We start from the raw sequence: 22,970 nt of genomic DNA, 5'->3' as shown, positions 1-22,970 counted from the left end.
GATGATGACTAATCAAGAACTAAACGAGCTAAAAAACCGCTATGTGGCCAACGGTGCCGCCACGCCGACCACTCAGTTTGCCGAGCGTGCTGAGAACGCCGAACTGTGGGATGCCGATGGCAACCGCTGGATCGACTTCGCGGGCGGCATTGGCGTGCTGAACCTGGGCCACCGCCACCCGAAAATTGTCGCCGCGGTAGAAGCGCAGCTCAAGAAAGTCGTGCACACCAGCGCGGCGGTAATTTCCTACGCGCCTTACGTTCAGCTATGCCAAAAGCTGTGTGAACTGAGCCCGGTACGCGGCCCAGAGCGCAAGGCGATGCTGGTCAACACCGGTGCCGAAGCGCTGGAAAACGCCGTGAAAATTGCCCGTGCAGCCACTGGCCGCACCGGCATTATCACTTTTGATGGTGCCTTCCACGGCCGCACCATGATGACGCTGGCGATGACCGGCAAGGTGCTGCCCTACAAGAACGACTTCGGCCCAATGCCGGGCGACGTATTCCGCGCACCGTTCCCGAACCCGCTGCACGGTATCAGTGAAGAGGCGTCTTTGGATGCCATTCGCACGCTGTTCAAAACCGACATTGCCCCGCACCGCACTGCGGCCATCGTGATTGAGCCGGTACAGGGCGAAGGCGGCTTCTACATCGCCTCGCCGGCCTACCTGAAAGCGCTACGCGCACTGTGTGACGAGCACGGCATTCTGCTGATCGCCGACGAAGTGCAGTCCGGCTTTGCCCGCACCGGCAAACTGTTTGCGCTGGAACATAGCGGCATTGAGGCGGATATTCTCACCACCGCCAAGAGCCTGGCCAACGGCATGCCGCTCTCGGCCGTTGTCGGTTCCGCGAAGGTAATGGACGCCTCCGGCCCCAACTCGCTAGGCGGCACCTACAGCGGCAACCCGCTCTCCTGCGCCGCAGCGCTGGCGGTAATCGAGGTAATCGAAGAGGAAAACATCCTGGCCCGCAGCGAGCAGATGGGCAAGATGCTGGCCGAGCGTTTTGCCGTATGGGAAGACCGTTTCCCCGCTGTAGCCCACGGCCGCCAGTTAGGCGCCATGGCGGCGTTTGAACTGCTCGATAGCGACGGCAAGCCAGATACTCAAATGACCGGCGCGCTATGTGCCAAAGCCCGCGAGAAAGGCCTGATCCTGCTTTCCTGTGGGTTCTACGGCAACAGTATCCGCATTTTGGTACCGCTGACCGTTTCGTCTGCGGTGTTGGAGGAGGGCTTGAGTATTATCGAGCAGTCGCTGGAAGCGCTTAGCTAATACCTTTCTAAGTACCACCTAACCCGCCCTCGTCATGCAGCGAAAGCTGTTTGACGATTGGCGGGTATTTTTATGCGTTGATTGTTGATCTGCTCAAGTGCACTTATTGAAAATCTTCTTATCCATAGGAACTGCCGATGAACTGACAGCGTCGACGTTGAAGACCCACACCTAAGATAGTCAGTCACCCGAAGCGCCCTGTGTTAATCTGGTTTTTTTAGGGTAGCCGCCCCAAGGCGGAGGTGCTGGAAATTGCAGCAGAAACGCGCATTTTTGATATGCAGTTTGATAAAATGAATAGTCAATAAAGTAAAGGCGCGGAAGAGCATGGTAGTCTGAATTGTTCGAGCAATTATGTCGGCGTTTTCATCTATTATAGGATGCGCTGTCTAGCACCTGTTAAACCCCAAGGGGAAAGAAGTGTTTTCGCAAAGTATAAAAGTGAAAGAATATACATCTTCAAGTATTAAAGGGGGGGCTACAAAAGGAATCCCTATAAAAATCATTGATAGTGCCAGTGTTCACGGTGCTCTTAAAGTGAATTTTTTGAAGTTTTCAGTGGCGATGTTAAAAGCCAATACAAAAAGCAATTCAAGTGCTTTTTCTCAGGCTTATGATATTATGCTTAATGCTTTGTTTTTATATGGTTTACTTGACTGCAAAAATTCTTCAATTTGTTTGAAGAATGGGTTTAGAGATAAATATCGTGATTTTTCAAGAAGTAGTAGGACTGGAGAGTTGGGGCAAGCGATAAACTATATATTTTCACAAGAGTTTTTAGGCTATAAATACGTATTTGATTTTGATGAATTTCTAAGTGTGTATTCAATTGCATCAAAAAAATCAGGTGGAACTCCTGACTATGTGTTATTGGGGAAAAAAAATAAAAATGTTTCTGTACTTGAATCAAAGGGAAGTTCTGCTCTAAAGGAGTTGACGAGGCCTGAGTTACGATCGAGGCTACAAAAAGCAATGGATAATCAGTGTTTGTCAGGAGTGGTTTATCTACAAAAAAACAAGGTAAAAGTATCTAATTCCTATGCTTCAGTTGTTGAGTTTTCTGAAACTACAGAAAGCCGAGATAGCTTCATCCATTTTGCAGATCCTGAATATGATGAGTTTAAGGAACAGAGTTATTCAGAAGCGCTTAAGAATTTCTATACTCGTTGGATAGCTTTTCTTCTCGGACGGCAGGATAATGATAGCGTCGATATAGGAAAAATAAAATTATCTGAGTATTTTGATGTTCGCGAATACCAAGGAGAGCAATACTATGTTCAGAATAAAAGTTATAGTAATCTAAATCTAATTGTTCCTGTATTTTATGGTATCTCATCTCGAGTGTTTAACCATATTCTTGCTGAAGAATATGATTATCTTTATTATCTTGAGATGAAGGCATTGTCATTAGAAAATGTCGAGATTTTTTCAGATGGAACAATAGCTATTGGAGTGAATTGAATTTAAAGAATTATTTCCAGTGCCTAGTATATTCAGTTAAAACATGGGTTTGTGTTTACGGTGCAGTTTTTTAAGCTCTGTGGCTGCGTTACTTACACCTTAATGCAGCGTTTGGCGTAAGAGCCAAGTGCGTTATGTTTGAGTAGGACTATATATGCCCAGTCGGGACGACTTTACGAAAGAAACCAAGCGCCGACTCGCTCATCGAGCTGGATACAGGTGCTCTAACCCTGGCTGCCGTGCGCTAACTGCCGGCCCAAGTGATGCCGCGCCGGATGCTACAACTAGCATTGGCGTGGCGGCACATATTAGCGCTGCTTCGCCGAACGGCCCCCGATTCCGCGAAGAACTCTCGGCCGATGTGAGAAGCTCCATTAATAATGGGATATGGCTTTGTCAAAACCATGCGAAGTTAATCGACGATGATCCAGGGCGGTTTCCGGAAACCCTATTGCTTGTTTGGAAGGAAGAGGCAGAGCGTGTTGCGCGGGAAGAAGTCGGAGTGCCCACTAGTGAGGCACCACACCTTACCAAGGTGGAAGCCTTTGCCGAGCGAGATACGAATGGACGGATCATTGTTTTCGGGAAGGTGAATCTTCCTAACGATACGAAATTAATGATTTCCGTTAGGGAGTCCGGCGGTGGGTTGCTCTACGGCCAGGATAAATGTGCAGTTAGGCATGGTGCCTTCTCAAGTAAGGGCTTTTCTAACAAAGGTCATCCGCTACCCGCAAAACGCTATCACATCGCGATAGTTAGCTACTTCAATGGTGCATGGAGGCAGCCAGAGTCTGTTCTGTCTGGGGTCGGCAGCTTAGGCCACAGGTTGCTTGGTCCGCAGGTGCGTAAGGTGGATCCCGAGTTTGAAGACTCGGAGAAATACGTTTCAGCTGTATTTGAGTTTCCCGTAGGGGATCATTCTAACTCTTGCAATGATGGCTATTCTGAGGGCACTGCAGTTCAGGCCGTGAAGGAGGCCGTCCTGACAGTAATGGGCCGTGGAAAGTCTAGTGAACCGGTGGGTAGGGTAGTGGAATGGTTTCTAAGCGTCCCAGGCCTGGCGAAAAAAGATGGATGGTCGGCTTGCGAAGTAAAAGATGGTGTTTACGAGGTCGTATTTTCGTATTGGGACAAGGATTCCCCGTCGCTCGCCAAATGGACCGTAGTGGCCGGATCAGGGCAAGTAATGTACGAAAACAAACACGCGAAGATTATGAGCTACCTCTCCGATGATTAAATAGAGTGTAACTGCAAGACTATCAACTTGAACAAATATGCTTGCCGTTAGCTGGTTGAGGGTTCTCGCCCAACAAGTCCATTGAGCGGACGTTAGGCACTTTCCTGTAAGCGAGTGTCGGCAGCTCCTCAAACGAGACGCAGGACGGGTATAAACAGGCGGCATTGCTGAAAAAGTTCGGTAAGAAAATAAGTAACGTGGCGCATGAAAGGGACCTTCTCATATTATAGCTGCCATGCTGAGTTGTTCCTCGATGCGGCCACTTTTCTAGCGGAGAGATGAGTAAACTCTAGCCAATCGCAACAGCTACCTATCCTTCCAACCCGCCATCGTCAAACAGCGAAAGCTGCTGACGATTGGCGGGCTTTGCTTTTTTAGTGCGCTGCTTTGAAGGGCGGCGCTGGCTGGCGAGTTTATCCACAATCGCTTTGCTTGATTCCCTTGCTTCTGGAGTACGGCGAAGCTCATAAAGCATTTTCTTCCAGTGGCGTGCTTCGGCTTCAAAATCGTGGGGTAGTGGGTAGTTTACGCCGGGCTGGAAATCAAACCGCTTTTGCAGGCTTTCGGGTAGTGCCCAGGGCTTGGCGCGCCACTCTAACGGCAGTGGCAGTAGTTCTGGCACCCAGCGGGCGACAAACTCGCCATCTGGGTTGTTATCTTCTGCTTGTTTGATGGGGTTGTAGGCCCGCAGCGTGTTGGTGCCTTTAGCGCCTGCCTGCATCTGCACCTGGGGGTAGTGAATGCCCGGTTCATAATCGGTAAATAGCCGCGCTAGGTGCAGGGCGGGTTCACGCCAGTGCAGCCCCAGGTTGAACGTGGCGTAAGAAATCAGCATGGCGCGCATGCGGAAGTTGATCCCAGGCTGCGCATGCAGGCATCCACCAGCGGCACGCCAGTTTGGCCGCGCTTCCAGGCAATCAGGTTGGGGTGGTCGGGATTACGTTCTCGCAGCCCGCGCAGCGCTGGGTGCAGCGTTTGATGCTCAATGCTTGGCTCATTTTCGAGCTTTTGAATAAAGTGGCAGTGCCAGTAATGAGGTTACTGTAGGGCGAATTTTATTGGAGTGGCAGGACATCTTGGAATGAACGGTTACGTTAAAACGTGTAAGAGTTTAAGGTTTGACCCGACTTAGACTGGCCGAGGTAGCATAAGCTGCCATTGCTTAAGGCATATTTGAACTGGCTCCGGTTATTGGCTGGTTCTATATCAATCAGGCTTTTATGAAGAGGCTGAGCCAGGTGCACAAACGATATTGACGCACTAAACTCATTTCAAAACGCTGTGTAGGGTTGAATAACACCTAAAGTACTGGCGGCCAGCGTATTTCCAGGCCACCATCTTTTACTATGAGCAACAATTGCTGACCTGAGTAACGAGTCGCCGTCAATCCCTGTTCAATCTTGTGGGGGAGGCTCTTCTAAGCAAGCTAAACGCTCTTGCGTAGCCCAGGCAAAGTTACCAGTGACCAGCCTGCCTCGGTCTCTGTCAAGGCCAGTCGATTTCCGCTCAAGGGCGTGCTGTTCAACAGATTTGAAGTGAGGTCGCCGACCATCCAATTAGCAGTGTTGGACGCTATGATGCGGCCATCTGACGATACTAGCATCGCCTCATGTTCCAGGCGCATTAGGCTGCGTACCAGTCGACGTTCAACACTATGTAGTGACAGATCCAGCCCAGCAACGCCGATGAAGCGACCCTGAACTAGAATTGGCATAGTGAAAGTCAGCACGTACATATTGGTGCCGTACAGGTCAATGTAGGGCCCCTCCACTACACTTTTGCCAGTATTCCTTGGTCGGCAGTACCAAGGCATCTCAGTATAGTCGTAGTAATTTTCCCGGCACTGGTCGAAATTTGGGCGCAAGGGTAGAGTTTGGTCAGTATCAGCTAAGTACCACCACTCTAAATGCATTTCCCGGTCAGCTAAGCAGAACGGTTCCACAACAATACCACCACCGCAACTGAACGTACCGGGGGCCAGCAACTGTTGGTCGATTGCAGGACGCAGCGAGGCTAAGTCCTTAGCGGTAGGTTGCCGGCCCGCGGCCTCTACGCTCTCCCAAAGCGTTTGGGTTTCCTCTACTAATTGACGAACCTGGCTGAAAGTTGTTTGTAATGTTTTTTCGAGCTGCTGGGCGCAGTTCGACACAGGGTAGCTATCGCTTAGGGGAGACATGTCATTACCTCATGCAGTTCAGCTTTCTTGTTATAATATGGATTAGTATGGCCCGGTTCTTCGAGTTTGTAGGCTCGTCTAGTATTTATTAAGCAATAATCGAGCCAGAGCTAACGGTTAGCCCTCATTAGCCTCAGCCATCAGTTCGAGACGCAAACTTAGAAGACGTTTTATGCCACGGGTGACGTGGGCCTCAGCCAGAGCCCCGGCCAAAACTGAATCACCAGACGCCAGTGCTTGTAGTATGCCCCGATGCTCCTGTTCAATCTCCATTATATTTCCACCGCCTGCGGACTCCATCCAGAGCAATTCTCCAACCTCAGATTGCAGTCGCATCTCTGCATTGGTGAGGCGTAGCGACTGAGCGGCGGCGGCTACCTCAATATGGAAGCGCGCATCAGCTCGGTGCCGGGCCAAACGTGAAGTTGCCTGGCTAAGCGTTTCGATGTGCTGAGAGATGCGCTCATGCTGTTCGTGTGAACTGCGCTTAGCTGCGAGGCGCGCAGCGGTGCCAGAAATGGCGGTCTGTTCATCGCCAAGATCACGCAGATCGGGGCCGCTCATTTCGCGCAGACGCTGCAATAGTAATTCTTCGGGCATTTCGACCGGCGCACAAACGAAACTGCCGCCGTTGCGACCTCGCCGAGTCTTGATCAGGCCGCGTTGCCGCAAGGTAATCAATGCTTCTCGAAGCGTAACGGTAGCGACACCCAGCTGCTGGGCCAGCTCCGATTCACTAGGTAGTTGCTGCCCTTCGGCAAATAAGCCGAGCTCAATAGCTTCAATAAGCCTTCGCGCCACCTCATCAGTTCGCCCTTCCTGGCGCAACCTGATAAACGCGGTATTACGATTAATATACTGCGTAGTCATTTCCTCTTCCTATCGAAGCATTTGTAAGGCTTATATGAGGCTTTGGCCAAAAAAAACCTAGTTTATTATTTTTTAGGAAAGCATTGGCTATCAATCCACCCATCTCATTGCCTTTTTCTATCTCAAATTCTCATTGACAAGTCCGTTGGGAAATACTAAAAAACATAAGATATATTTTTATATGTTTTAATTTTACGGTCACTGGTGTGTTATCAACCATCAGTTGTCCTTCTGCCAATAATAACCTAGGAATGCATCATGCAAACCCAAATGCTGATTAACGGGCAGTTAGTAGAAGGGCTGGGTAGCCCGTACGCTGTGTATAACCCTTCAGAGGGTGCGGTGTTGGTGAAAATCCCTGAGGCTAGCAAAGAGCAAGTTGACGCTGCTGTAGTCGCAGCGGATCAAGCTTTCGAAAGCTGGTCGCAGACGCCACCTAAGGATCGCGCCCGATTGCTACTAACGTTAGCAGAACGCATAGAAGCTGAGGCGGAAAACCTGGCGCGTTTAGAGTCGCAGAACTGCGGCAAGCCTTTCCAAGCAACCCTTGACGATGAGATCCCAGCCGTCGCTGATGTGTTTCGCTACTTCGCTGGTGCCAGTCGTTGCATGACGGGCTCTGCTGGCGGTGAGTATTTGCCAGGGCATACTTCGATGATTCGTCGCGATCCGCTTGGAGTCGTCGCATCTATCGCGCCTTGGAATTACCCACTAATGATGCTCGCCTGGAAGCTAGCCCCCGCTCTAGCCGCTGGTAACTGTGTAGTACTCAAGCCCTCCGAGCAAACCCCGTTAACTGCTTTGGAGCTGGCGCGGCTCATGATCGACCTCTTTCCTGCCGGTGTAGTAAACATCCTTTTCGGATGCGGCCCCAGTGTAGGAGAGCCACTGGTTAATCATCCCAAGGTGCGCATGGTCTCACTGACTGGCTCTATCGCTACCGGGTCAAAGATCATTGCCAGTACAGCCAGCAGCGTGAAGCGTACCCACATGGAGCTGGGTGGAAAAGCCCCCGTACTGATTTTCGATGACGCCGACATAGATGAAGCCGTCGAAGGTATCCGTGCTTTCGGTTTCTACAATGCTGGCCAGGACTGCACTGCGGCTTGCCGCCTGTACGTTCAAGAGGGTGTTTACGACGCTTTCGTCAGCAAGCTCGGTGAGGCAGTGGCCACTCTGCGCCATGGTCTGCAGGATGATCCCGAGACTGAATTGGGCCCACTGATTACTCTTGATCATCTACAACGCGTTGAAGGCTTTGTCGAACGCGCTAAAGCCTTGCCTCACATCCGTGTAGTGACAGGCGGTAAGCGAGTCGAGGGAGCAGGCTTCTTTTTCGAGCCGACTGTGCTAGCTGATGCTCGCCAGGAAGATGAAATTGTACAGCGTGAAGTATTCGGACCCGTAGTCAGCATAACGCGCTTCAGCGATGAAGCTCAGGCCTTGGCCTATGCCAACGACTCGGACTACGGGCTAGCCTCTTCAGTGTGGACCAAAGATATTGGGCGTGCTAACCGCTTGGCCTCGCGGCTTCAGTACGGCTGTACGTGGGTCAATACTCACTTCATGTTAGTAAGTGAAATGCCGCACGGCGGTATGAAGCAGTCCGGCTTTGGCAAAGACATGTCGATGTACGGATTGGAAGATTACACCTGCGTACGTCATGTGATGTTTAAGCACTAACATGGTGCGTTTGGCGCCAATTAGGTGCAAATCTTGCTCTTTTAGGTTCACTTACTTAATCAAATAAAAGTCTCCGGCTTGTTAAAAACGCATTAAAGTGGCCATAAAATAAAACATATAAGTTCATATGTAATATGGCACGGATTATGCTTTGTAGCTTGCAGCCGTTTGAGAACCGAACTTCATTGTTGCCGCAACACTTATGCGGTAACGGCTTAAGAGGTATATCACGATGCTTATCACCGGTATCAAAAGCCGTCCGGTCTATGACCGTCTGAGCCCAATGTCCAGCGGGACGAGCCACCTGATCGCAGGTCAAGGCAGCGGTGGTGAGGCAATGCTGCGACTGTATGCAGAAATGTCGCCCACACAACGCCAACAAAGCACCTTTTTCTACTCTACGGAGACATTCTCGGGTCATAGCCATTTGCAAGCACTGCAAGAGACAGAAACTAAAGGCCTTGAAGTTTTCGCCAGCAACCAAGCGTTGATGGAAGCCCTGGCGCAAAACCTGAATGAGGCTCATATGGGCACCCGACTCTACTTAAGCGGTTCGGAGAGCTTCATAGGCACGGCTATGCAAGCGGCCAATGCCGTCGACCTGACCCCCGATGAAGTGTTGCGTGAGCACAGCGGCACTCTTGTGCGAAGAGTTTGGTGCGTCCACTGCGATACCTATACCGAAAACGTGACTCATCGGGTGTTCACTTGCCCCGGCTGCCAGTTCGATCTTGTAGTACGCGATCACTATTCGCGAAGGCTAGCTGCTTTCCAAGGCGTTAAGGCTGACGGTGAAGTACCAGGCGAATTACCAGCCTCAGAGGAGCTTGATACATGAATAATCAAAACGGCACTATAAGTGTCCGCGTTACCCGCATTGAGTGTCTCACGCCTGAGATTAAGCGCTTCACCCTGATCGACCCTGAAGATAAGCATTTGCCAGCTTTTTCCGGCGGTAGCCATGTAGTCGTGGTTATCCAGGATGGTGACAAGACTTATCGCAACGCTTACTCATTAATGAGTTCACCCTATGATTCCAGTGCCTATCAAATCGCCGTGCGTCGGGCACCTGAAAGCCGAGGCGGCTCTCAGTGGCTGCACGACAAAGTTTGTGAAGGCGACTTGTTGGAAATCATGCACCCGGCCAACCTATTCCCTCTAGCCAAGCATGCTCGACATCACCTATTCATTGCGGGTGGCGTTGGGATTACCCCGGTGTATTCGCAGTTGGAAGAGCTGCAACTTAAGCAGGCTTCCTTTGAACTGCATTTGGCTGTAAGAGGCCCGGAGCATTCAGCCCTTGGTCTGGAGCTGCAAGCTCGATATGGCAAGCGTGTACATCTTTACATTCAGGGGCAGGATGGGCCCATGGATATACATGACCTCCTTGCCGAGCGCCCGCTGGGTAGTCACGTCTATGTATGCGGCCCAGACGGCATGATAGAGCAAACCATTGAAAGGGCTCATGACTTGGGCTGGACTAACAGCCACATCCATTTCGAACGCTTCGTCGAGCAAGGGTCTACTGGACAACCCTTCAGCGTCACCCTAGCCCGCCAGGGCGTGACCATCGAAGTCCCCTCCGAACAATCTCTGCTCGAAGCTGCAGAACAGGCCGGCTACAAATTGCCTTATTTGTGCCGTGGTGGAGCCTGTGGCTATTGCGAAGCCAATGTGCTGGAAATCGAAGGCGAACTGGATCACCGCGACGACTGGCTCAGTGAAGAAGACAAACTCAGCAAGCGTAAGTTTATGCCTTGCGTATCACGGGCTAATTGTAGCCGTCTGGTCGTAGACCTCTGACAGGAGAAAAACAAGATGACTGTATTCAAGCCGATCGAGACCTATGCCGATCAAGCCTCTAATCATACTTTCGAGAACAGCCGCGAGGCGGTTCTGCGTCTGCCCTTTCCGTATCCGGAAGATCAGTACATGTACTCGATGAATGTCGAACCTCATGTTTCTACTGGTCACGGTGCGCTCCGTGCTCAATTCGATATTGACGAACACTATATTTCGGAATGCCACCACCGTGCACAGACACTTGATGCCCAGCCGGGCGTCCACTATTCAGCTCTGCCCCACATGATGGAGGCTCAGTGGGATTTGCTAGAGCTATTAATGGAATCGTATTCGCGAGATTACCCAGAGCATTTCACACTGGAGAAGAACGGTACTCAGTGGCGCTGGATCAATCGCCCTCTGCAAATCGATGATACTTTCACCTTCGGAGATGCCAGCACTCTCCCCATGGAGCCTATGGAGTACATCACTCGACAGGCTCAAGGTGAGTTCATCCTCCTTGAAGAGCGTGACGACACTTTGGTCATGGGAGCTGGAATGGCCACCCAGCGGGCGGATTATTCGCTACGTTTTAATTTGGGCATGAGCTTTATGGAGTTTCACGGGCCAGTCCCTAAGCTGCATGAAATGGGCATTCTACAAAGGGCGTTGAAGTTTCTGCTTCGCCTGCGCTCGGGCCACCCGGTGCGCCGCACCAACTGGTCAGTCACCGTCAATCCTCGCCTAGAAACGTCAGCTGAAACTCTACCGGATTGGGCTCCTGAGCGGACCCAGGTGACAGCGGAAAATGCTGGCAAGCTAGTAAACCTGCGTATCGAGCTGCAGCCATTGCATCGCTTGCCGCGCAGCAATGCGGTGTTGTTCCCAGTGCGTACGTACCTAGTCAGCCTTGAGGAACTGGCCGAATACGCTCCGCAATGGGCCAAGCGCATGCACCGGGTAATCCGTGATTTGGATCAGGAATTGGTCGATTACAAAGGCTTTACCCGCTATCGCGAAGCCATGGTCTCCTGGTTGTCCCAATACGACGATGGCACGCCGGTCGACGAGAGCCAGCAATAACAAAGAAGTATCAAATTTGTGCCAATGCTGGCGCGTTTTTATCCACTGACGTGCTTCATCACAGGGAACACTTATGAAAACAATGCGCAACTTCTTACCCGAAAGCTGGAGCCTAGTTTTCTCCGCCGCAGGTTCTGCCTATGGCGTCGGTTTACTTGGTCTCTGGGCCTTACCCTTTTTAATAAGCGCTATCATGCAAGACCTACAGCTTAATGAAGCTCAGGCAGGCTTGCTGATGTCGGCAGAATTTGGTTTCACCATGCTGGCCTCACTGATAATCGCCCCCTTCATGGGCCGAGCACCTCGGCGGACCTTGGCTTTAATCGGAATCATATTGGCCATTGTCGCGAACCTGGTAAGTGCTAACATCGAGAATATCTATATCCTGACTGCAGTCCGCTGCTTTGCTGGCATGGGTGCCGGCCTTGCACTAGCGTGCGGGAACGCCGCCGTCTCTAGCGCCCAGAATCCGAACCGCGTTGCCGCACATATGAACGTGCTGTCAGTGTTGCTAATGATCGTAGTGATGCTGGGTTATGCCAAGGTCATGGCGCAGTTTGGCTTGCCCGGACTGTATTACGCCATGGCTGCGACCATGGCGGTTATGCTGTTAACTATCCCAATGTTGGCCCAGAGAGCGCCAGTTATTGAATACGATTCATTTGCGAAGAGTCATAGCAAAGGTACCGGTAACGTCCTGCTAAGCCTACCAGCGATCTGCATTATGCTGGCTATGTTCGTCTTCCAGGCTCGTGACACAATGGGTTGGGCATTCGTCGAGCGCATAGGCACCACGGTCGGGTATAGCGGTGAAGAACTGGGCGTATTGCTATCGCTTCAAGCGTTTGTTGGTCTGCTCGGACCAATCATTGCGGCAATGGTCGGTAAGCGATTTGGTATGAGTATGCCCGTTATCCTGGCAATTCTTTTGACAGGCGCTACGAGCCTTAGCTATGTGCTTGGCGAGTACTCTATGACTCTTTATACCGCTGGTGTGATGACTATCTGTCTCACCTACTTCTATGCCCTTAGTTATCTGACAGGTCTGGCGGCAGAGCTCGATCGTGAGGGCCGTGTGGCAGCTGCGGCAGGCAGTTTCCTTAGCCTGGGTCTAGCGGTAGGGCCTGCTATCTCTGGTGGTCTGATCTCCCTTGGAGGATTTAGTCTGGCAGCGTGGGGTATTGGCGTGACAGTAGTATTGACTCTATTGTTAGTAATCCCGCCGCTAGCCAGCATTAGGCGTGAGCTTGCACCCTCAGCGCCGGTGGCGGCTCTCTAGAATCGTACCTAAGCCTGGGTGTAGCACACAGAGTTGTTCCTACACCTTGTCAAGTCCTGATAAAGGCTTGGAATAAGGCCCAAGATCAGCGAAAAGGCATTGTTGGACGTCATTCGCGCTCTGTTCAAAACCGATATTGCTCCACCTGACGGCGGCCATTGTTATTGAACCGGTGCAAGGCGAAAGCGGCTTCTACGGCTCTAGTACCGCTGACGGTTTTGTCTGCTGTATTAGAAGAGGGCTTGAATATTATTGAGCAGTCTTTGGAAGCGCTTAGCTAATAACCTTCCAAGCACCACCTAGCCCGCCCTCGTCAAACAGTGAAAGCTGTTGGCGATGGGCGGGTTTTTCATAGGGGGGCTTGAATGTTTTGAGTTGCCGCGAGATTAGTATCCGATGCCCCTATAGTTTTTCATAAACCTAGACAACCACTGAGTGGGGGTAAGACCGAAAGCTTTCTTAAAGTGGTTTGTCATGTGACTTTGATCATTGAAACCAGCTGAAACCGAGGCGTACGATAACGAATAACCCAGGGTTAAATAGTGTTTTACGAACGAAAGGCGCCGCATAGTTAAATAGCGGTATGGGCTTGTTCCATACAATGCTCTGAAATCTCTTGATAAACTCCACTTCTCGCGACCGCTTACTAACGCTAAGTCATCCAGTGTAATCTGAGAGTCCAACGAATAGTGGATATATTCTCTAGCCTTTTCTGCAGCGCTATAGTCATATGCCACCCTGCCTATTTTATGTCCTGCCACAGCAGAGAGAACGTTGGCTAGTTCGAAGAGGATGTCTTCCTCTTCAAGCTTCTCATGAGCAGCTTCTAAATCATTCATGAGAAATTCTGTGGCGGCATAAAGTCGAGAGTCTGTGCTAATGCCATCTTTTATATAGGGCAAAGGGCGTCCACCAAGCACTGTTTGAAGCACGCGGGGTTCAATATACATGATGCGGTAGTGGAAGCCTTCGTTCGTACCAGCCTCACCATCGTGGAGTTCATCTGGATGAATTACAATGGTATTGCCTGGCAAGCTAGTCCTTTTTTCACCTCTGTAATTGAAACAATGCACCCCTGCCAGCGTTCTGCCAACAGCATAAGTATCGTGCCGGTGTGGCTCGAAGGCAACGCCAGAAAAAAAGGCTTCAAATCTTTCTATCTGCGTATTGAAAAAAGAATTTAGCATAGGCGATAGGTTGTCTGCTGTTGGCTGAAGACAGGGCAATCATGCAACGGAATATGTGGATAAGCAAAGCGGATTGGCTGTTTTGGCAATCAATATACTCTGTCCTTGAAAGACTTTCATGTTACGGGCTTCTCAGCTCAATACGTAATATAAAGTAGTAGCGATAAATGTGGTGAAAATCAACCCGCATTTTAAGATGACTGCTAGTATGAATACTGAAATAAAAGAAAAAAAGGATAGAGATAGACCGTTAGTTACTTCCGGCATCACAATATAAGTAATGAAGCAAATGAAAATAGAGCTAGGTAATACTTCCTCGATCAGATGCTGGGTCTTTGCTCCGAAGTTGACAATGATCAAAGAGGGCAGAACTCTTACCATGAGGCTCGTGAGTAAAAGAGCCATAATCACCCAAAAATTACCCATCATATTGTGCCCTCAGTACCTGCTCTTTAATAAATAATAGATAGCGGATAATAAAACTATAGATGGGATCCAAAAGTAGACAGCACCAAGGGTATAGTAGAGAAATCCACTTATTATAAAGCCTAGTATTACCTTTGGAACAGTGATCAAACCGCTTTTATAGGGTCGATTTTTAAGATACGAGATGGCAAGAAAAAGAAGCATTAAGCTTGCAGGGATGCTGGCATTTATGCCATCAGGTAAAAGGTTGGGAAACAGCCCTGCTATGATGCCGCCTGTTACGCCAAATACTATCCAGCACACAAAAATGGTGAAGCGAATTATCAGCATAGTTCGTTGGCTATGTCCCTGCTCGATTGCATAAGCTTCGTCGCCGAGTGCATGCGACGAAAAAACCTTAAGCAGCTTGTTTGTTGGTAGCTTTTTTGAGCACGAAAGCGAGATTGCAAAATATCGACTATTAATCATGATGCAAACGAAGAGAATAGTTAAAAAGGTGGCACCAGAGTCAGAAAGGGGTAGTGCGGCGAATTGCCCACTCCCAGAAAAGCCTAGTAGGCTTACGAGAAAAATTTCGCCAATGCTCCAGCCAGCTTTATAAGCAGTAAAGCCGAATAGCATGCTAACTGGTGCGATTGCAAAGATAGCAGTTGTTATATTGGCTGTCAGTCCTGGTTTCTCTGCTTCATTAGAAGTGGGGTTGGGCTTTGCAACGTTGAAGCATTCACGCATTTTTGTATTACTCTTCGTAGAGACACTGACTGGCCTTTTTGTCGTGTATTGGGCCATAGCTTCGGTTTTTTCATTCGTTTATTTCAGCAGAGTGCGCTGTAGAGCAACTAGAAAAAAGCCGCTCTGCAGACAGCCTATGTGAAGCAGTTGATAGTTGTATTGTAAGATCGTGCATGCCGAGAAGATGGGTAAGATGCTGGCCGAGCGCTTTGCGGTTTGGGAAGAGCGTTTCCCCGCCGTTGCCCATGGCCGCCAGCTTAGGCGCCATGGCAGCGTTTGAACTGCTCGGTAACGACGGCAAGCCAGATACTCAGATGACCGGCGCGCTGTGTGCCAAAGCTCGCGAGAAAGGTCTGATCCTGCTCTCCTGCGGTTTCTACGGCAATAGCATCAGGATACTGGTGCCGCTGACGGTGTCCTCTGCGGTGTTGGAAGAAGGTCTTAGTATTATCGAGCAGTCCCTGGAAGAACTTAGCTAGTAGCCTTTAAGCAGCACGAAGCCCGCCCTCGTCAGCCAGCGAAAGCTGCTGGCGATGGGCGGGTTTTTTAATAGGCGTTGAAAGCTCAAACCTAAGAGAGCCAGTCGCTCTCAGTACCTTGTGCTAAGCTGGGTTTTGCCGGGTGGATGAGAAAAACAGCAATACAGGTAACCTCCCAACGTGGAGGTACTGGCAAATGAAGCAGGAACGCGAGTTTTAAATTTTTAGTCTAGTTAAAGGTAATTTACATAAAAATCAAAGTCTTGTGATAGTATAGTATGCTGAATTGTTGAACAATTATGTCGGCGCTTTCATCCAAACATAGGACGCGCTGTCTAATACATGCTAAGACCTTCCCATATTTCACAGGGAGTACGGGGTTGATAAATAAACACTCGGAGAGGTTTGATGAGCTTAGTGTAGAAGCAGAGTTCGTCGATTCTACTAAGCAGCAAAAGCATGGCGAGTACGAAAGCTACTTTAGTGTCAACAGTGAGGCCTTCGACGAATGGCGGTTGAAAGCTAAAAGCTTAATCTCCCGGGCGTGTGGCGAGGACAGCGAATATTTGAAGGCGTTTTCAAATGCAGAACATATTCAACCCTTCGACTCGAACTACGATATTTTTAAACGCCTTAAACCTGTGTTTGCTGCTGCATGCAGTGACTTTCAAGGCGGGCACCTCGCATCTATTCGCAGTCTCGTCCAAGCGGAGTTGTTTGATAGTGAACTAGACCAAGCCCAGGAACTCTTGAACCAAGGCTATATTGGTCCGGCCGCTGTTGTTGCGGGAGTTGTACTTGAAACCACACTTAGAGATCTCTGTGATCAGCAATCAATACCTCATGGCAAGCTCGATCAAATGAATGCAGCGCTTGCCAAAAAAGGTTTTTACACCAAGTTGCAACAAAAGCGAATTACGACAATTGCCGACATTCGAAATAATGCAGCCCACGGGAAATGGTCGGAATTTTCTGAGTCCGATGTCGCGGACATGATCAAAGATGTTCAACGTTTCCTTGCCGAATATTTGTCTTAACAATCGGCTGCGCAGCGACCGATTTTCGCCGCTATAAACCGGCGTGTAAGCCGGGCGTTATGCCAGAGGAGTAATACGTGAGTCGCATAAAAATAAAAATGATCCTGATAGGTCATATGCCACTCGGACTTCAGCTTTCTAAAGTAAAGAAGTGGAAGTCTTCCGTTTTTAGCATTGAAGGGCCGATCGAGCACTATGTACTTCGATGCGATTCAGATGGTTACGGATGGGAGTTTTCAGACGAGCTTTTGGTGGAGCAGTTTCCAAAAGAGAGAAATGTCGATTTAACGGTTGCTATTGTTAATGTGCCGCTAGAGATGAATTGGTACGCTCGAAGGTTGGGAGGTAATCGAATTGCTTTCACTTTTCACGAAATCAAAGATATCCTCGAACACTTCAATATTCCGCTAGAAAACGCCATATTGCGTGTACTTTACGCGTATTCGCTCCTTTACCTCAGGTCAGGTGGCCTGATTCCTGATTACGGCGCATTGCCTGGCTACACGCATGATGAGACTAGGGGGTGCCTCTTTGACATGAATGGAATCAAAACTGACATAATAGCCTCATGTCATTTCCCAAAGATATGTGATGAATGCGAAGAACGCCTTAAACAGGACAGGGTTTCAACTTCAACAATTGAAAAAACAAACAAAGAGATCAAAAAAATAAAAAAAGATCTTTATTTCAGAATTGCCGATTCAATTAAGAAGCATCCGATTGCAGCCCTTGCTCTATCAGGCCTGATAGCGCTCGCAATAGGGGTTGCCAGTTCTTTCATGGCCACAGTGCTTATGGGGGGATGGCTAATGGATTGAAGACATAACAATTGCGTCAAAGAAACCACTTTGTTCCGCTGCTGATCCACAAATACTACCTCCTTTTATACCTAAATAAGGGCCAACCGACCCTGTTGGGGTGACGTCGGTAGACTGGTCACTAGCTTATGCCGTGATTTTCCCGGTGAGGTGCGTGTCTGTGATGGCGTCGTTAAGTAGAGCACGACCGGCGTTGATTGGCATCATCAGCTGTATAAAGTCAGCGCCAAAACGGTCACGCTTTCTGGTGAAAAGCTAGTTAGCCATACTGAAAGTAACACCTACTTATCCTCCAACCCGCCCTCATCAAACAGCGAAAGCTGCTGGCGATTGGCGGGTTTTGCTTTTTTAGCGCGCTGCTTTGAAGGCCGACGCTGGCTGGCGAGCTTGTCCACAATCGCTTGGCTGGCTTCTCTTGCATCTGGGGTGCGACGCAGCTCATAAAGCATCTTCTTCCAGTGCCGCGCTTCAGCTTCAAAGTCGTGGGGAATTGGGTAGTGTTCGCCGGGTTGGAAGCCGAAGCGCTTTTGCAGGCTTTCCGGCAGTGTCCAGGGTTTGGCGCGCCACTCTAACGGCAGTGGCGTTAGTTCTGGCACCCAGCGGGCGACAAACTCGCCATTCGGGTCGTTATCTTCCGCTTGCTTGATGGGGTTGTAGACCCGCAGCGTGTTGGTGCCTGTGGCGCCTGCCTGCATCTGTACCTGGGGGTAGTGAATGCCCGGTTCATAATCGGTAAATAGCCGCGCAAGGTACAGGGCGGGTTCACGCCAGTGCAGCCCGAGGTTGAACGTGGCGTAAGAAATCAGCATGGCGCGCATACGAAAGTTGATCCAGCCGGTGGCGATCAGGCTGCGCATACAGGCATCCACTAGCGGCACACCGGTTTGGCCGCGTTTCCAGGCAGTCAGGTTGGGGTGTTCGGGGTCGCGCTCCCGCAGGCCGCGCAGCGCTGGGTGCAGCGTTTGATGCTCAATGCTTGGTTCACTTTCGAGCTTTTGAATAAAGTGGCAGTGCCAGTAAAGCCGCGAGGTGAAAGCGCGTAGCGAGCGCGCCCAAGCAGTATCTTCAGCATGCTTTTTACGCTGGCGGCGCAGCGACTGCACCACTTCGCGCATGGAGAGCGTACCCCAGGCCAAGTGGGGCGAAAGCCGCGAGCCAAACTCCCAAGCAAGCAACGGCTTGGAAAGCGAGCCGCGGTAGCGCCGCCCGCGCTGGGCGATGAAGCTGCGCCACAGTGCGCGGCCTTCGCTGCGGCCACCTAACTGGCGCTCGGGGCATGGCGTGGTATCAAACCCAAGGGTTAGGCTGTGGAGCTGATCAACGTCAATATGATGAAAGGTTTGCCAGCCCCCAGCCGCTTGGGCGTTTTGCGGCGCAGCGGCGGTGGGGGCGGTCATCAGCGTTTCCCAGTGCGACTCCCAGCGGCTCTGGTGGCCTGTGCGGCTAGTCAGCCCACGCACCACGCCCTGCTGGCGCGCTTCCTGCCAACTCACGTGGTGCTCTCGACACCATGCGTGAACGCATTTGTCTCGCTCAAAGCTCCAGGCGTTGCCCGTTTCCTGATGAGCGTGCAGGGTAAACTCGCCGTATTGGGCTTTCAGGGCGTTGAGCAAATCAACCATATCGCCTTGCCAAATACACAGCGGCAGGCCGAGTGTTTCGAGTGCGTTGGAAAGGTCGATAAGTGAGTCAGCGGCAAACTGCCAGTGGCGCAGAGCGCTATCCGGCGCTTGCCACTGGCCGGGTTCAATCGCAAATACGGGTAGCACGGGGCCCGCCATGGCAGCGTTGGTGAGCGGCGCATGATCATGAATACGTAAATCGCGTTTGAACCAAACAACCTGAATGGGTGCCTTAGCCATTAACCGTGAAGCCTATTCGTCCAAGCTATTCGTCATGAGCCGATGACGTTACCATCAAGGTAGCGTTTGCGTAATCAACCCAGCAGGATCAGTTCAACAGGAGAGTAACAGTGTATATCGCTATGAACCGTTTTAGGATTGCCCCAGGCCGCGAAGAGGACTTTTTAGAGGTGTGGCGCAACCGAGATTCTCACCTGGATGAAGTGCCGGGCTTCAAGCAGTTCAAGATGCTGCAAGGCGAAAGCCAGGAAGATCACACCGTGTTTATCTCCCACAGCGTGTGGGAGTCGGAAGAGGCTTTCCGTGACTGGACAAAGTCAGACGCGTTCCGCAAAGCCCACGCCAATGCCAAAGCGCCGGAAGGCATCTACCTCGGCCCACCTAAGTTTGAGGGTTATGAGGTGGTGCTTTAAGGCTAGCGTTGCAAGCGTTAGTCGACTGTCAGCGGGGTGATTGCCCCGCTGACAGGGGCAGCTAAAACATTAGATAAAACGTTGACTAAGCCAGCACCAAACCAATAGACAACAGTACGCTATACAGCAGCGTCGAAATGGCGGTTTTCTTCAGCATGCCGGTCAGCACCTCGCCATCACGAGTATGACGTAACGTTCTGGCGGCATCCGTCAGTGGCTTGGCGACCAGCAGGCAACTCCAGCTCAACCAGGGAGCGGGGAGAGCTGCCAGATAAACCACGGTGAGTAACAGCGCCAGTACCAATAATGCCCAGTGGTAGTTAATCGCGTTCTCGCGGCCCAACCGCACCGCCAGGGTGATCTTGCCGTTACGCGCATCGCTTTCGATATCGCGCACGTTATTCACATTGAGCACGGCGGTGGCCAGCAGCCCACACGCTGCGGCGGGCAGTAACGGCAACCAACTGAGTTGCTGCGTATAGAGGTAGTAAGTGCCCAGCACGCCGAGCAGTCCGAAAAATATAAAGACGGAAATATCCCCCAGCCCCCGATATCCATAGGGCGTTCCACCCAACCCAACGGTATAGGTCACGGCGGCTAATAAAGAGACGGCACCTAGCAGCAGGAAAGTAACAATTTGGCCCCACTGGTTGCCAAAGGCGGTCACCAATAATGAAAGCCCTAACAGCGCTGCTACGATTGCCGTAATTACCATCCCTGTGCGCATTGCCTGTGGCGTTAGCAAGCCTGAAGAGACCGCCCGCACCGGCCCAATGCGTGCCTGATCATCAGCGCCGGAAGCCGCGTCGCCATAGTCATTGGCGAGATTAGAGAGTATCTGTAGCGCAATCGCGGTCAGCAGGGCGAGCAAAAGCACCGCGCCATTAAAAGCATCCACGCTAGCCGCTAACCCACTGCCCAATAGTATAGACGCGCAGGCCAGTGGCAGCGTTCGGGGGCGAGCGGCTAGCAACCAGGCATGGTAGTGGCGGCGTTTAGCGGGTGATTCCATTACGTCATTGTTCCTATTAACTATTTTCATTTAAAAAGCTGATGTCAGTTTGCCGCATTTAGGCTCGGTAGATCAGTATCCGCGGTTGCCGAGACACTTCTCCACAAAGAACACAATACTTCCCTGATGCTTGACCTGAATCAAGCTCGCGCCGGTCTATGCTGGCATGCTACCTCAATGCTCCTAGAGTGATGTGAATGCAGGCCGTTGCCTGCCAAGGAGCGAAATCCATGTTCCCCGAATTTTGCCACCATCCCTATGTTTGATGTTAGCACCTGGGAGATGTTGGTTGTTTGTCTGATCACCTTGATCGTCGTCGGCCCGCATCGTCTGCCAAGGGTCATCTACACCCTGGGCCTGTGGGCCAGCAAATTGCGAACCTGTTGTCTCGACTTGAACCGACAGTTCCAGCGCGAAGCCCTGGCTGAGGAAGTGCAGCAACTTCGTCAACGTTTGGAGCAGGCAAGAAACGATACCGAGCGCAGCCTGCTGGATACGGTAGATATCGACAGGGACTACAGGCAGCCGCGGGCTGTTGCAACGTCAGCACTGGGTGATGCCCCTGTCCGCAATGGAGTCGAAATGAATCAGCAACCCTTCAGCAATGGATCAACCTGTCGGACACCGATTCTGACGCGCGTCGCTGTGGGAAGGGCCGCAGTGAACGGGGTTACTTACCAGTCTGACGGGGTTGTGGCGCTGATCAGTGATCGCGCATCGACGCTGCTGGCACTCGCCAGTGATTTTACCCAGGGGCGAATCATTGCCATAGCGCCGGGGCTGGCGGCCAGCCAGACTCCCGAGAGCTGGACGGTGGTCGACGCTTCGCCGCTACGCATCGAGGGCTGGCTGGGCGACTTTCGTATCGAATCGGCGATGACGGAAACCAACGCCTCCCACTTGCTGACCGCCGACATCATCATGGATCTCTCGACGCATCCGCTACTCGCACGCTTGGTACATCCCCCGGGCTACCTGCATGCCGATGCGTCGGTCATGCCATCGGATCTTGCCGCCCAGGCAGGCGAGCTGGTGGGTACTTTCGAGAAACCCCGCTACTTCGCTTACACAGCGGAAATCTGTGCCCACGAGATCGCCGGGCAGACGGGCTGCACGCGCTGTCTGGATGTCTGTGGTGCCGACGCTATCCGCTCCGAAGGCGCCCTGATTCGTGTCGAACCCCACCTCTGCCAGGGGTGCAGCGCCTGTACGCTGGCCTGCCCAACGGGGGCTCTAAGCGTCGCCCAGCCCCGTCGGTTCGATCTGCTGGAGCGCATGAACAGTGTCATCGACGCGCGCGAACATCCCCCGTCGACACTGCATGTGGTGGCGGGAGGTGCCCGTCCCGATTGCGACGCCAATGAGTCACTCGGTTCGCATGCCGTCCTGGAGGTGCCGGTGATCGCTGCCTTTGGCGAGGAACTCTGGCTGGCTGCGCTAGCCCGTGGCGTCAATCGCGTGGAGCTGTCGCCCGAAGCCGGGCTGCCCGACGACACTCGTCAACTGTTGGATAAGCGCCTGGCCGAGATCGCCTGCATCACCGAGGCCATGGGGTTGGGCCAAGACGTTATCAGCATCGGCAGCGCTCGCCATAAATATGAACACGAGCCTGGCATCGCCATGGTTCAGCACATGTTCAACGAGCCTCTTGTCCTCTCACAGGATTCACGCAAGCGTGAGCTGCTCAATGCCGCCCTGCGCCGTTGGCAGGAAGCCCTGATGCCTGGCGACCAGCAGCCCCTTGAATTGCCGGTCGGATCGCCGATCGGCGGGATTTCAGTCGACCTGCAAGCCTGCGTCATGTGCTCGGTATGCGCCCATTCCTGCCCAACGGCGTCGATTCGCTATGGTGAGAACGAGCATACCGCCCGGCTGGAACTGGCCGAGGCCAACTGTATTCAGTGCGGTCTCTGCAAACGTCTCTGCCCGGAAGATGCCATCACCCTGCAACCTCGACTGGCCAGCGCGGGACAACGCTATGGCTGGCAGCCTCTCAATGAAGTAGCGCTTGCCACCTGCGATGCCTGCGGCAGCTCGCACATGCCGGTGACGCTGCTGGACTCGATGATCGCAAAACTTTCGGCGACGACCGGGGCCGCCGATATCGAACGACAATTTCGCCGCTGTCCCGCCTGTCGACACGGACAATGACCACTG

General features: G+C 51.7%; 18 protein-coding genes and 3 pseudogenes. 14 read left to right on the top strand and 7 right to left on the bottom strand.

Features of this window, described 5'->3' with window-relative positions:
- The first annotated feature begins 4 nt into the window (after positions 1 to 4).
- The 3 genes from gabT to J7J49_RS11530 all read left to right on the top strand — a co-directional run bounded on the left by gabT (position 5) and on the right by J7J49_RS11530 (position 3,974).
- Positions 5 to 1,276, top strand: coding sequence for a 4-aminobutyrate--2-oxoglutarate transaminase (gabT, locus tag J7J49_RS11540; protein ID WP_215092688.1), 1,272 nt, complete (start codon positions 5 to 7; stop codon positions 1,274 to 1,276).
- 420 nt (positions 1,277 to 1,696) lie between these two features.
- On the top strand, positions 1,697 to 2,737 hold the full coding sequence (locus J7J49_RS11535; RefSeq protein WP_215092686.1) for a hypothetical protein: 1,041 nt from the start codon (positions 1,697 to 1,699) through the stop codon (positions 2,735 to 2,737).
- Positions 2,738 to 3,032: 295 nt separating this feature from the next.
- Entirely contained in the window at positions 3,033 to 3,974 is a 942-nt protein-coding gene (locus J7J49_RS11530) for a hypothetical protein (protein ID WP_215092683.1), read from the top strand.
- A gap of 310 nt (positions 3,975 to 4,284) precedes the next feature.
- On the opposite strand, the pseudogene J7J49_RS11525 reads toward J7J49_RS11530, so the two are convergent.
- The 3 genes and pseudogenes from J7J49_RS11525 to J7J49_RS11515 form a co-directional block, all read right to left on the bottom strand.
- Positions 4,285 to 4,946: pseudogene (locus tag J7J49_RS11525) on the bottom strand (FAD-binding domain-containing protein).
- Between the two features lie 454 nt (positions 4,947 to 5,400).
- On the bottom strand, positions 5,401 to 6,150 hold the full coding sequence (locus J7J49_RS11520) for a cache domain-containing protein (RefSeq protein WP_215092682.1): 750 nt from the start codon (positions 6,148 to 6,150) through the stop codon (positions 5,401 to 5,403).
- 117 nt (positions 6,151 to 6,267) lie between these two features.
- Positions 6,268 to 7,020 (bottom strand): FadR/GntR family transcriptional regulator, encoded by a 753-nt coding sequence (locus J7J49_RS11515; protein WP_215092680.1) that lies wholly within the window; start codon positions 7,018 to 7,020, stop codon positions 6,268 to 6,270.
- A 258-nt stretch (positions 7,021 to 7,278) separates the two neighbouring features.
- On the opposite strand from J7J49_RS11515, the gene J7J49_RS11510 reads away from it, so the two are divergent.
- From J7J49_RS11510 to J7J49_RS11490, 5 genes are all read left to right on the top strand, one after another.
- Positions 7,279 to 8,703: a gamma-aminobutyraldehyde dehydrogenase gene (locus tag J7J49_RS11510; RefSeq protein WP_215092678.1), complete on the top strand. Its 1,425-nt coding sequence runs from the start codon at positions 7,279 to 7,281 to the stop codon at positions 8,701 to 8,703.
- Between the two features lie 232 nt (positions 8,704 to 8,935).
- Positions 8,936 to 9,541, top strand: a complete 606-nt coding sequence (locus J7J49_RS11505; protein ID WP_215092676.1) for a dimethylamine monooxygenase subunit DmmA family protein — start codon at positions 8,936 to 8,938, stop codon at positions 9,539 to 9,541.
- Entirely contained in the window at positions 9,538 to 10,506 is a 969-nt protein-coding gene (locus tag J7J49_RS11500) for a PDR/VanB family oxidoreductase (protein WP_215092673.1), read from the top strand. Before J7J49_RS11505 ends, J7J49_RS11500 begins: the two co-directional genes overlap by 4 nt.
- A 15-nt stretch (positions 10,507 to 10,521) precedes the next feature.
- Complete coding sequence (locus J7J49_RS11495) at positions 10,522 to 11,568, top strand: heme-dependent oxidative N-demethylase family protein (RefSeq protein WP_215092671.1); 1,047 nt, start codon at positions 10,522 to 10,524, stop codon at positions 11,566 to 11,568.
- 73 nt (positions 11,569 to 11,641) lie between these two features.
- A complete protein-coding gene (locus J7J49_RS11490; RefSeq protein WP_215092669.1) occupies positions 11,642 to 12,847 on the top strand; it encodes an MFS transporter in 1,206 nt (401 codons plus the stop codon).
- 386 nt (positions 12,848 to 13,233) lie between these two features.
- Here J7J49_RS11490 and J7J49_RS11485 read toward each other — a convergent pair whose 3' ends face one another.
- Both J7J49_RS11485 and J7J49_RS11480 read right to left on the bottom strand, forming a co-directional pair.
- Positions 13,234 to 14,034 (bottom strand): AraC family transcriptional regulator, encoded by an 801-nt coding sequence (locus tag J7J49_RS11485; protein ID WP_215092667.1) that lies wholly within the window; start codon positions 14,032 to 14,034, stop codon positions 13,234 to 13,236.
- Between the two features lie 438 nt (positions 14,035 to 14,472).
- Complete coding sequence (locus J7J49_RS11480) at positions 14,473 to 15,192, bottom strand: AzlC family ABC transporter permease (protein ID WP_215092665.1); 720 nt, start codon at positions 15,190 to 15,192, stop codon at positions 14,473 to 14,475.
- Between the two features lie 178 nt (positions 15,193 to 15,370).
- Here J7J49_RS11480 and J7J49_RS11475 point away from each other — a divergent pair.
- The 3 genes and pseudogenes from J7J49_RS11475 to J7J49_RS11465 form a co-directional block, all read left to right on the top strand.
- Positions 15,371 to 15,671, top strand: a pseudogene (locus J7J49_RS11475) (aminotransferase class III-fold pyridoxal phosphate-dependent enzyme); the annotation flags it as partial.
- Between the two features lie 380 nt (positions 15,672 to 16,051).
- Positions 16,052 to 16,708 (top strand): DUF4145 domain-containing protein, encoded by a 657-nt coding sequence (locus J7J49_RS11470; RefSeq protein ID WP_215092663.1) that lies wholly within the window; start codon positions 16,052 to 16,054, stop codon positions 16,706 to 16,708.
- A gap of 77 nt (positions 16,709 to 16,785) precedes the next feature.
- Positions 16,786 to 17,526 carry a hypothetical protein gene (locus J7J49_RS11465; protein WP_215092661.1) on the top strand — a complete coding sequence of 247 codons (741 nt, stop codon included), beginning with the start codon at positions 16,786 to 16,788 and terminating at the stop codon, positions 17,524 to 17,526.
- A 281-nt stretch (positions 17,527 to 17,807) separates the two neighbouring features.
- Here the strand turns inward: J7J49_RS11465 and J7J49_RS11460 are convergent, their stop codons facing one another.
- Positions 17,808 to 19,388: a cryptochrome/deoxyribodipyrimidine photo-lyase family protein gene (locus tag J7J49_RS11460; protein ID WP_215092660.1), complete on the bottom strand. Its 1,581-nt coding sequence runs from the start codon at positions 19,386 to 19,388 to the stop codon at positions 17,808 to 17,810.
- Positions 19,389 to 19,498: 110 nt separating this feature from the next.
- On the opposite strand from J7J49_RS11460, the gene hmuQ reads away from it, so the two are divergent.
- Positions 19,499 to 19,801: a heme-degrading protein HmuQ gene (gene hmuQ / locus J7J49_RS11455; protein ID WP_035560873.1), complete on the top strand. Its 303-nt coding sequence runs from the start codon at positions 19,499 to 19,501 to the stop codon at positions 19,799 to 19,801.
- 85 nt (positions 19,802 to 19,886) lie between these two features.
- Here the strand turns inward: hmuQ and J7J49_RS11450 are convergent, their stop codons facing one another.
- Positions 19,887 to 20,813: a 1,4-dihydroxy-2-naphthoate polyprenyltransferase gene (locus tag J7J49_RS11450; protein WP_215092658.1), complete on the bottom strand. Its 927-nt coding sequence runs from the start codon at positions 20,811 to 20,813 to the stop codon at positions 19,887 to 19,889.
- Between the two features lie 258 nt (positions 20,814 to 21,071).
- On the opposite strand from J7J49_RS11450, the pseudogene J7J49_RS22855 reads away from it, so the two are divergent.
- Both J7J49_RS22855 and J7J49_RS11445 read left to right on the top strand, forming a co-directional pair.
- Positions 21,072 to 21,182 (top strand): annotated as a pseudogene (locus J7J49_RS22855) (Sec-independent protein translocase subunit TatA/TatB); the annotation flags it as partial.
- 3 nt (positions 21,183 to 21,185) lie between these two features.
- Positions 21,186 to 22,964, top strand: coding sequence for a 4Fe-4S binding protein (locus J7J49_RS11445; protein WP_215092656.1), 1,779 nt, complete (start codon positions 21,186 to 21,188; stop codon positions 22,962 to 22,964).
- Positions 22,965 to 22,970 lie beyond the last annotated feature (6 nt).

Source organism: Halomonas sp. ISL-56, assembly GCF_018612805.1.
In the GTDB taxonomy this organism is placed as follows: Bacteria; Pseudomonadota; Gammaproteobacteria; order Pseudomonadales; family Halomonadaceae; genus Vreelandella.
This window is presented reverse-complemented; position numbering and strand designations above follow the sequence as displayed.

Excerpts from the sequence above, each read along its gene's own strand:
- gabT (WP_215092688.1), top strand. The coding sequence starts at position 5 with ATGACTAATCAAGAACTAAACGAGCTAAAAAACCGCTATGTGGCCAAC.
- J7J49_RS11520 (WP_215092682.1), bottom strand. The coding sequence starts at position 6,150 with ATGTCTCCCCTAAGCGATAGCTACCCTGTGTCGAACTGCGCCCAGCAG.
- J7J49_RS11515 (WP_215092680.1), bottom strand. The coding sequence starts at position 7,020 with ATGACTACGCAGTATATTAATCGTAATACCGCGTTTATCAGGTTGCGC.
- J7J49_RS11510 (WP_215092678.1), top strand. The coding sequence starts at position 7,279 with ATGCAAACCCAAATGCTGATTAACGGGCAGTTAGTAGAAGGGCTGGGT.
- J7J49_RS11505 (WP_215092676.1), top strand. The coding sequence starts at position 8,936 with ATGCTTATCACCGGTATCAAAAGCCGTCCGGTCTATGACCGTCTGAGC.
- J7J49_RS11500 (WP_215092673.1), top strand. The coding sequence starts at position 9,538 with ATGAATAATCAAAACGGCACTATAAGTGTCCGCGTTACCCGCATTGAG.
- J7J49_RS11495 (WP_215092671.1), top strand. The coding sequence starts at position 10,522 with ATGACTGTATTCAAGCCGATCGAGACCTATGCCGATCAAGCCTCTAAT.
- J7J49_RS11490 (WP_215092669.1), top strand. The coding sequence starts at position 11,642 with ATGAAAACAATGCGCAACTTCTTACCCGAAAGCTGGAGCCTAGTTTTC.
- J7J49_RS11485 (WP_215092667.1), bottom strand. The coding sequence starts at position 14,034 with ATGCTAAATTCTTTTTTCAATACGCAGATAGAAAGATTTGAAGCCTTT.
- J7J49_RS11480 (WP_215092665.1), bottom strand. The coding sequence starts at position 15,192 with ATGCGTGAATGCTTCAACGTTGCAAAGCCCAACCCCACTTCTAATGAA.
- J7J49_RS11460 (WP_215092660.1), bottom strand. The coding sequence starts at position 19,388 with ATGGCTAAGGCACCCATTCAGGTTGTTTGGTTCAAACGCGATTTACGT.
- J7J49_RS11450 (WP_215092658.1), bottom strand. The coding sequence starts at position 20,813 with ATGGAATCACCCGCTAAACGCCGCCACTACCATGCCTGGTTGCTAGCC.